The following is a 9,368-nucleotide window of genomic DNA, read 5'->3' as shown; positions in this document are numbered from 1 at the left end:
ACATTGCGGGTGCGGGCTCCGCATGCTTTTGGTCAGCAGCAGCTCCTCACGCCGTTACTGCACTTTTTAGCGCGCTACCCCAATCTGTCGGTGGAGTGGATGCTCAACGATAAAACGGTCGATTTTCTCAGCGACAATATCGACTGCGCGATCCGCGTGGGCGCGGAGGTCGATCCGGCAACGGTTTCGGTGCTGCTAGCGGAAGTGCCGCGTAGCGTGGTCGCGTCACCGGTGCTGCTGGCGCAATTTGCAACGATCGCGGTGCCAGAACAGCTATCGTTACTGCCCTGGATTGCCGTTAACACCTTCTATCAACACAACGTCTCACTCAGCCATCAGCACAGTCGGGAGCCGGTGACCTTTCCGATCACGCCGCGACTGAGTACCGACAGTATCTACGTAGCGCGCAATGCAGCGCTGGCGGGGTTAGGCGTGGTGGTGGTGTCAAGCTGGACGGTGACCGAGGATATCGCGCAAGGACGACTCGTCGAGCTGGTTCCTGACTGGCAGGCCGCACCTTTGCCAGTACACCTGGTCTATCCCTGGGCGCGTTATTATCCCACTCGCCTGCGTAAGTTTCTGGAATTGATGAAAAAGGTGATGCCGGAACTGGCAGGAATGCGCCGACCTGAAGGGGAATAAAAAAGCCGACCCTGAGGTCGGCTTTTTACGCTATCGATTTTACTCGACAGGCTGAGGACGAGTCGGTCCAGCAGAGGCACTGTGCGAGGCAGTGTGACCACCTGCGGCGCCTTTGCCATCAAAGGCGAAAGCAGGGCGCTGCCAGTCACTGTGGCGTGGCGCTTCAGGCACATATTCCGGCGCTGGCGCACGGGTCATCGGTGCGGTTGCGTGGCTGTGCTCAGCAACAGATTCTGCCACGACTGGCGCTGCGGCTTCTGCGATCGGTGCAACGACAACGGGTTCGGATACTGGCGCAGGCGCTGTTGGTGCTTCAGCGATCACAGGCGCTGCAACCGGTTCTGCAATAACTTCAGGCTCTGCAACCACTTCAGGTTCAACGGCGACAGGTTCAGCCGCAACCACGTCAGGCTCGGCAGTCACTGTTTCAGGCGCTACCGTAACCACGTCTGGTGTCTCTTCAACGACCGGAGCGGTTTCCTGCGTTTCAGTGACAGGTTCTGCCTGAGCGGCAACCTCTTCGGCGACCGGCACATCGGCGTCGGCAATCATCTGCGGCTGTTCAACCACCGGGGCGGCAATGACTTCCGGATGCGTCGTTTCAACCACGGCTTCAGCCTGAACCGTTGCTTCTGCTACCGTTTCAACGACAGTTTCAACGGCGGGTTCGACTGCGGCAACAGCTTCAACAGCGGCTGCCACGGCTTGCGGTTCGGTCACAACAGGCTGGGCTTGTACCTGTTCGATTTCCTGTGCTTCTGGCTGCGCATCCTGAGGACGGGCTACCGGGTAGCGGATCCACACTTTGCCGGACGCCATTTCTGGCGAGGCGCAGGCGACAGTCAGCGGCATCGGCGACTGCAGTGGGTAACGTTCGTCACGATAACGACGACGACGCTGGCCGCTCACACGCAGATGACGTGGGGAACGACGCGAACGACGCGGCATACCGGCGTTATCACGTGCTTCACCATTGTCATCCTGCTCTGGGGCTGCTTCTGTCACGACAGGCAGCGGCACTTTCACCAGTTCAGTGCTTTGCGCTGGCGCAGTCTGTGCTGCAACTGGTGCGACAACGTTCTCTTCCGTGGTGGCGGTTTCTACCTCTGCCACTTCCGACGCCTGGTCGTGGTAACGAACTTTCTGGTTCAGCTGGCGCTGTTTACGGCGCGGCTGAGCCTGACGAACACGCTCTTCCTGTTCGGTCTCTGGAGTCTGCTGCTCATCAAGATTCAGCGCTTTTACTTCCTGCTGAGCCTGACGTTTATCATCACTGCGACGGCGGTTACGTTCGCGACGTGACTGCTGCTGCTGCTCATCACCAGACTTTGCTTTATCCGCTACGTCGGTCGATTGCTGACGGTTATCACGGTTTTCGGCATTCTGCTGCGCATTACGGCGGTTACGGCGATTCTCGTCGCGGTTCTCGCCATTTTCTGAACGTTCGCCACGGTTATCGCGGTTGTCACGACGTTCGTTGCGATCGTTACGGTCACGACGGTTGTTCTGGCGTTTACGGCGATCCTGCTGACGCTCTGGCTTCTCCGCGGCTTTCGGCGCAGGCTGCTCGGCAGGTTTCACTTCTTCACTACCGCTGAACAGTGATTTCAGTGCGCCAAAGAAACGGCTCAGCAGCCCCGGCTCTGCCGGAGCGGCTGGCGCAACGGCGGCCTTCGGCGCAGCGGCTTTCACTGGCGGTTCGGCAGGCGTTGGTGCAGGCGGAACTTCTGGCATGGCGAAGGTGGCAAGAGCGGGCTGCTCAGGACGTTTACGCTCGGCGAACTCTTCTTCAGACGGTAACGCCATCGCTTCTTCATGCAGCTTCGGCAGCATGTAGCTCAGAGTCGGCGTCTCTTCACCTTTACGCACGCGCAGTACGGAGTAGTGCGGCGTTTCCATTTGATCGTTAGGTACGATCACGCAACGCACGCCATCCTGTCGGGTTTCAATCGCATTAACGGCGGTACGTTTTTCGTTGAGCAGATAGGAGGCAATTGGCACTGGGACAATCGCGTGGACTTCCTGAGTATTCTCTTTCAGCGCTTCTTCTTCAATCAAACGCAGAATAGACAGGGACAGCGACTCGTTATCACGCACGGTGCCGGTACCGCTACAGCGTGGGCAGACGTGATGGCTGGACTCGCCCAGCGACGGGCTCAGGCGCTGACGGGACATTTCCAGCAGGCCGAAGCGTGAAATATGGCTGATCTGGATACGCGCTCGATCCTGGCGGACCGCTTCACGCAGACGGTTTTCCACCGCACGCTGATGGCGTACCGGGGTCATATCAATGAAGTCGATAACGATCAGGCCGCCGAGGTCACGCAGGCGCAACTGACGGGCGATCTCATCGGCCGCTTCCAGGTTAGTGTTGAACGCCGTTTCTTCAATATCGCCGCCGCGGGTTGCGCGAGCGGAGTTAATGTCGATGGCGGTTAACGCTTCGGTGCTGTCGATAACGATAGAGCCGCCGGAAGGCAGACGCACTTCACGCTGGAATGCGGATTCAATCTGCGACTCGATCTGATAGTGGCTGAACAGCGGGATTTCACCGGTGTAAAGTTTGATTTTGCTGCTGAAATCCGGACGACCTAACGCCGCAATATGCTGGCGCGCCAGTTCGAGCACTTTCGGGTTATCGATGAGGATTTCACCTATATCCTGACGCAGATAGTCGCGGAAGGCGCGAACAATCACGTTGCTCTCCTGATGGATCAGGAACGGAGCAGGGCGGCTTTCCGCGGCTTTCTGAATGGCTTCCCAGTGTTTCAGACGGAAACTTAAGTCCCATTGTAGCGCTTCGGCAGATTTGCCTACGCCCGCAGTACGTACGATAAGGCCCATGCCATCAGGCAGTTCAAGGCTTGCCAGCGCTTCTTTCAGCTCGGTACGGTCGTCGCCTTCGATGCGACGAGAGATACCCCCCGCACGCGGGTTGTTTGGCATCAGAACCAGATAGCTGCCCGCCAGGCTGATAAAAGTGGTCAGCGCAGCGCCTTTGTTGCCACGTTCTTCTTTATCAATCTGAACAATAACTTCCTGGCCTTCGCGCAGCACATCTTTGATGTTTGGACGACCATGAGCGTTGTAATTAGCGGGGAAATATTCGCGGGCAATTTCTTTTAACGGGAGGAAACCGTGACGTTCAGCGCCGTAATCAACAAAAGCCGCTTCCAGACTCGGTTCAATACGGGTAATTTTGCCTTTATAGATGTTCGCTTTTTTCTGTTCATGTCCAGGACTTTCAATATCCAGGTCGTACAGACGCTGCCCATCTACAAGGGCAACACGCAACTCTTCCTGCTGAGTTGCGTTGATTAACATTCTTTTCATCGTAACTTACTCATTATTCTTACATTGACGACTAAGCTGCGGGCAGAGTATTGCCTTTCCGGGTGTGAACCGATGGCCTCGTGTCTATTCGCGTCGCCAACCTCACGGTTATCGTCAGCTCAAAGAGGCGCAGAGTGTCGGTTGCCTGCATTTCATACGGAAACGCAGCGCAATTATCAGGGGAACCGCCTGGGTATTACTCTCCAGAGAAGATCCGATCTACCGGTAAGGACTGCAACCCGCAGCCCGCTAACTGTCTGAAAGATCAATACGTCTTACGCCATTGCTGCGTGGATGATCGTCCGGACAAAATTGGTTTTTTCCGTAAAATTCCTTGTTTTAACAAGATTCAGCACGGAAGCGGTGACATTATTCCACTGCTAACCTTGTTATAGCAAGATGACTTTTACCATTTATCACCCGCTTACTCACAGTTTTTTCACTTATGCGCGGTGATTGGTTTAATAACCACCAAATCAGTCATGAAACACGTGAGTGACGAAGGATAAAGATAAATATAAGCATAGAAAAATGAGTGGCGCTAATCCTTGTGGCTATTTAGAATCGGCCCCCATGAAAACAGAGACTCCATCCGTAAGAATTGTTGCTATTACTGCTGACGAAGCGGGGCAACGCATTGATAATTTTTTGCGCACACAGCTCAAAGGTGTGCCGAAAAGTATGATTTATCGCATTTTGCGTAAAGGCGAAGTGCGGGTGAATAAAAAACGCATCAAACCCGAATACAAACTGGAATCGGGTGATGAAGTGCGCATTCCGCCGGTTCGCGTGGCGGAGCGTGAAGAAGAGGCCGTCTCGCCGCATCTGCAAAAAGTGGCGGCGCTGGCGGACGTTATCCTTTATGAAGACGACCATATTCTGGTGCTGAACAAGCCGTCGGGAACCGCGGTGCATGGCGGCAGCGGGTTAAGCTTTGGCGTGATTGAAGGGTTACGAGCGCTGCGTCCTGAGGCGCGTTTTCTTGAGCTGGTACACCGTCTTGACCGCGATACGTCGGGCGTGCTGTTGGTCGCGAAGAAACGTTCAGCACTGCGTTCGCTACATGAGCAACTGCGCGAAAAGGGGATGCAAAAAGATTATCTCGCCCTGGTGCGCGGGCAATGGCAATCGCATGTCAAAACGGTACAGGCACCGTTATTGAAGAACATTCTGCAAAGCGGCGAGCGTATTGTGCGGGTGAATCAGGAAGGCAAACCGTCGGAAACGCGTTTTAAGGTGGAAGAACGTTACGCGTTCGCCACGCTGGTTCGCTGTAGCCCGGTGACGGGCCGCACACACCAGATTCGCGTGCACACTCAGTACGCGGGTCATCCGATTGCTTTTGACGATCGCTACGGCGACCGCGACTTCGATAAGCAACTGGCAGGAACCGGATTGTCGCGTCTGTTCCTGCATGCAGCAGCACTGAAATTTACCCATCCGGGTACGGGTGAGGTGCTGCGCATTGAAGCGCCGATGGACGATCAACTGAAGCGCTGTTTACAGGTGTTACGTAAACCGGTCTGATGCGCATTTATCGCGCTAAACCTGCCGGATAAGACGTTTACGTCGCCATCCGGCAGGTTTACGCCTGAAGGCGTTGTATTCTCCCGCCTACTGGATAGTGCCATTCATCAGGTTTTCAGCGGGTTCATCTCTTCCCGACGTAACATCTGGCACAGTGCGATCAGTGGTAAACCAATCAGCGTGTTCGGGTCTCGCCCCTCTAAGCGCTCAAAGAGCGCAATCCCCAGACCTTCGCTTTTAAAACTCCCTGCGCAGTGCAGCGGGCGTTCTTTACGCACATAGTCTTCAATTTCCGTTTCACTGAGATGGCGGAAATGAACGTCAAAGGGCTCCACCTCGGTCTGTAAATGTCCCGTCGCGGAGTTATACAGCGCCAGACCGGTATAGAACGTAATGATATTGCCGCTGGCTTTGGCTAACTGCTGACAGGCTTTCTCTTCTGTTAAGGGCTTACCGGCGATTTCGCCATCCAGTACGCATACCTGATCGGAACCAATAATAAGATGAGACGGAAAGCGGTGAGCCAGCGATTGCGCTTTCTCTTGCGCCAGTCGGTTGACTAAGTGGCGAGGACTCTCTCCGGTCATCGGCGTTTCGTCAACCTCAGGGGCCGCGCATTCAAAGGGCATCGCCAGTTTTTCCAGCAGGGCGCGGCGCCAGGGAGATGTGGAGGCAAGAATGAGATTAGGCATATTTTTTCCACCAGATATAGCGTATTGATGAGAGCCATTTTAAACTATGCTCTTCGTCCTTCAGGCGTGCCGTTGTGGCGTCTCCTGAGCGAAAATAAGTCTGTAAACCGCAATGTGTGCGAATTATTGGCAAAAGGCAACCGCAGGCTGCCTTTTTCTTTGACTATATGACGTTACAAAGTTAATATGCGCGCCCTATGCAAAAGGTAAAATTACCCCTGACTCTTGATCCGGTTCGTACGGCTCAAAAACGCCTCGATTATGAAGGTATCTATACTTCTGATCTGGTAGAGCGCGTCGCCGATTCTGTAGTCAGTGTGGACAGTGATGTGGAATGCGCCATGTCGTTTGCTATCGATAACCAACGTCTTGCCGTGATTACCGGTGATGCGAAGGTTTCGGTAACGCTCGCATGTCAGCGTTGCGGGAAGCCGTTTCCTCATCATGTTCACACAACGTATTGTTTCAGTCCGGTTCGTTCCGACGAACAGGCTGAAGCACTCCCGGAAGCGTATGAGCCGATTGAGGTTAACGAATTCGGTGAAATCGATCTGCTTGCAATGGTGGAAGATGAAATTATCCTCTCCTTGCCGGTAGTTCCGGTGCATGATTCTGAACACTGTGAAGTGTCCGAGGCGGACATGGTCTTTGGTGAACTGCCTGATGAAGCGCAAAAACCAAACCCATTTGCCGTATTAGCCAGCTTAAAGCGTAAGTAATTGAGGAGTAAGGTCCATGGCCGTACAACAGAATAAACCAACCCGTTCCAAACGTGGCATGCGTCGTTCTCATGACGCTCTGACCGCAGTCACCAGCCTGTCTGTAGACAAAACTTCTGGTGAAAAACACCTGCGTCACCACATCACCGCCGACGGTTACTACCGTGGCCGCAAGGTAATCGCTAAGTAATCACGCGTTACTCAACGAATTTTACGTAACAGGCAGGCTGTTAATGCCTCTTTCGCGTAAGAAACGAAGAGAAACCGTGTGATGAAGCTTAGTGAGGAAATTCCCCGTTGCTGCGGGGAAATACCAAACCAGGCGGCGAAACGACTTTGACACGTCTAACCCTGGCGTTAGATGTCATGGGGGGTGATTTTGGCCCTTCCGTGACAGTGCCTGCAGCATTGCAGGCACTGAATTCTAATTCACAACTCACACTTCTTTTAGTCGGGGATCCCGATACTATCACGCCATTACTTGCTAAAGCTGACTTTGAACAACGTTCGCGTCTGCAGATTATCCCTGCACAGTCAGTTATCGCCAGTGATGCCCGGCCTTCGCAGGCAATCCGCGCCAGTCGCGGGAGCTCAATGCGTGTGGCGCTGGAACTCGTGAAGGAAGGGCGAGCACAAGCCTGCATCAGCGCAGGAAATACCGGTGCGCTGATGGGACTTGCAAAATTATTGCTCAAACCGCTCGACGGTATTGAGCGTCCTGCGTTGGTGACGGTTTTGCCGCATCAGCAGAAAGGGAAGACGGTGGTCCTCGATCTGGGGGCGAACGTCGATTGCGACAGCAAGATGCTGGTGCAATTTGCCATTATGGGCTCGGTGCTTGCGGAAGAAGTGGTCGGTATTAACAACCCTCGTGTGGCCTTGCTCAACATTGGTGAAGAAGAAACCAAGGGGCTCGACAGCATTCGGGATGCCTCTGTGGTGCTAAAAACGATCCCTTCCATCAATTACATCGGCTATCTTGAAGCCAATGAGTTATTGACGGGGAAAACGGATGTGCTGGTATGTGACGGTTTTACAGGCAATGTCACATTAAAGACGATGGAAGGTGTTGTCAGAATGTTCCTTTCACTGCTGAAATCTCAGGGTGAGGGTAAAAAACGGTCGTGGTGGCTGCTGATATTAAAACGTTGGTTACAAAAAAGCCTGGCGAGGCGATTCAGTCACCTCAACCCCGACCAGTATAATGGCGCCTGTCTGTTAGGATTGCGCGGCACGGTGATAAAAAGTCATGGTGCGGCCAATCAGCGAGCGTTTACCGTCGCGATTGAACAGGCAGTGCAGGCGGTGCAGCGACAAGTTCCTCAGCGAATTGCCGCTCGCCTGGAATCTGTATACCCAGCTGGATTTACAATGCTGGATGCTGGTAATGGCGACACATCGCAGCCACACTGATTACGGTGTGGCGTGAGAGCCCCAGCTTCTTAGCCGTTGTGATGCGCGGTATATAACCAAAAAGTGACTGAGCGTACATGTATACAAAGATTATTGGTACTGGCAGCTATCTGCCTGAGCAGGTGCGGACTAACGCCGATCTGGAAAAAATGGTCGATACGTCTGACGAGTGGATTGTCACCCGTACAGGTATTCGTGAACGCCATATTGCTGCGCCGAATGAAACCGTCTCAACGATGGGGTTTACGGCGGCTCAACGCGCGCTGGAAATGGCGGGCATTGATAAAGAACAGATTGGCTTGATTGTGGTAGCGACCACCTCAGCGACACATGCATTCCCCAGCGCAGCATGCCAGATTCAGAACATGCTGGGCATCAAAGGCTGCCCGGCGTTTGACGTCGCCGCAGCCTGTGCCGGCTTTACTTACGCATTAAGCGTCGCCGACATGTACGTTAAAACGGGTGCGGTCAAATACGCGCTGGTGGTCGGTTCCGATGTTCTGGCCCGTACTTGCGATCCAACCGATCGTGGCACAATCATTATTTTTGGCGATGGTGCTGGTGCCGTGGTGCTGAGCGCCTCCGACAAGCCGGGCATCATCTCTACCCATCTGCATGCGGATGGCCGCTATGGCGAACTGCTGACGCTGCCGAATGCCGATCGCGTGAATCCGGAAAATTCGATTCATTTGACGATGGCAGGCAACGAAGTGTTCAAAGTGGCCGTTACCGAACTTGCACACATCGTCGACGAGACGCTGGCGGCCAATAACCTGGATCGTTCAGAACTCGACTGGCTGGTTCCGCACCAGGCTAACCTGCGTATCATCAGCGCGACGGCCAAAAAACTGGGCATGTCGATGGACAATGTGGTGGTGACACTGGACAGACACGGCAACACGTCTGCGGCCTCCGTTCCTTGCGCGCTGGATGAAGCCGTGCGTGACGGACGTATCAAAGAAGGTCAGCTTGTGTTGCTTGAAGCCTTTGGCGGTGGATTCACCTGGGGCTCCGCGCTGGTTCGTTTCTAGTATAAGGATTT

The 9,368-nt window shown here is 54.2% G+C and carries 8 protein-coding genes; 6 read left to right on the top strand and 2 right to left on the bottom strand.

Translation table 11 applies throughout. The features are described from left to right. The coding region (locus tag JTI98_RS17270; RefSeq protein ID WP_216081584.1) for a substrate binding domain-containing protein at window positions 1-642 on the top strand (642 nt) is incomplete at its 5' end. 39 nt (window positions 643-681) lie between these two features. Here JTI98_RS17270 and rne read toward each other — a convergent pair. Beyond that, complete coding sequence (gene rne / locus JTI98_RS17265; protein WP_216081583.1) at window positions 682-3,975, bottom strand: ribonuclease E; 3,294 nt, start codon at window positions 3,973-3,975, stop codon at window positions 682-684. A 573-nt stretch (window positions 3,976-4,548) separates the two neighbouring features. Between rne and rluC the strand changes: the two genes are divergently transcribed. Beyond that, the gene (gene rluC / locus JTI98_RS17260; RefSeq protein WP_081048505.1) at window positions 4,549-5,502 is read left to right on the top strand and encodes a 23S rRNA pseudouridine(955/2504/2580) synthase RluC; all 954 of its coding nucleotides are present in this window, start codon (window positions 4,549-4,551) and stop codon (window positions 5,500-5,502) included. 107 nt (window positions 5,503-5,609) lie between these two features. On the opposite strand, the gene JTI98_RS17255 is transcribed toward rluC, so the two are convergent. Beyond that, window positions 5,610-6,194, bottom strand: coding sequence for a nucleoside triphosphate pyrophosphatase (locus JTI98_RS17255; protein WP_058587926.1), 585 nt, complete (start codon window positions 6,192-6,194; stop codon window positions 5,610-5,612). 197 nt (window positions 6,195-6,391) lie between these two features. On the opposite strand from JTI98_RS17255, the gene yceD reads away from it, so the two are divergent. From yceD to fabH, 4 genes are all read left to right on the top strand, one after another. Then, the gene (gene yceD / locus JTI98_RS17250; RefSeq protein WP_043000987.1) at window positions 6,392-6,913 is read left to right on the top strand and encodes a 23S rRNA accumulation protein YceD; all 522 of its coding nucleotides are present in this window, start codon (window positions 6,392-6,394) and stop codon (window positions 6,911-6,913) included. Between the two features lie 16 nt (window positions 6,914-6,929). Continuing rightward, window positions 6,930-7,103, top strand: coding sequence for a 50S ribosomal protein L32 (rpmF, locus tag JTI98_RS17245; protein ID WP_000290727.1), 174 nt, complete (start codon window positions 6,930-6,932; stop codon window positions 7,101-7,103). 146 nt (window positions 7,104-7,249) lie between these two features. Continuing rightward, entirely contained in the window at window positions 7,250-8,326 is a 1,077-nt protein-coding gene (gene plsX / locus JTI98_RS17240; protein WP_046402096.1) for a phosphate acyltransferase PlsX, read from the top strand. A 77-nt stretch (window positions 8,327-8,403) separates the two neighbouring features. After that, entirely contained in the window at window positions 8,404-9,357 is a 954-nt protein-coding gene (gene fabH, locus JTI98_RS17235) for a beta-ketoacyl-ACP synthase III (RefSeq protein ID WP_043000985.1), read from the top strand. The last annotated feature ends 11 nt before the right edge of the window (window positions 9,358-9,368 follow it).

It is taken from the genome of Citrobacter sp. MGH 55 (assembly GCF_016906145.1).
In the GTDB taxonomy this organism is placed as follows: domain Bacteria; phylum Pseudomonadota; class Gammaproteobacteria; order Enterobacterales; family Enterobacteriaceae; genus Citrobacter_A; species Citrobacter_A amalonaticus.
This window is presented reverse-complemented; position numbering and strand designations above follow the sequence as displayed.

Coding starts and splice junctions, on each gene's coding strand:
- rpmF (WP_000290727.1), top strand. CDS start 6,930: ATGGCCGTACAACAGAATAAACCAACCCGTTCCAAACGTGGCATGCGT.
- rluC (WP_081048505.1), top strand. CDS start 4,549: ATGAAAACAGAGACTCCATCCGTAAGAATTGTTGCTATTACTGCTGAC.
- rne (WP_216081583.1), bottom strand. CDS start 3,975: ATGAAAAGAATGTTAATCAACGCAACTCAGCAGGAAGAGTTGCGTGTT.
- JTI98_RS17255 (WP_058587926.1), bottom strand. CDS start 6,194: ATGCCTAATCTCATTCTTGCCTCCACATCTCCCTGGCGCCGCGCCCTG.
- fabH (WP_043000985.1), top strand. CDS start 8,404: ATGTATACAAAGATTATTGGTACTGGCAGCTATCTGCCTGAGCAGGTG.
- yceD (WP_043000987.1), top strand. CDS start 6,392: ATGCAAAAGGTAAAATTACCCCTGACTCTTGATCCGGTTCGTACGGCT.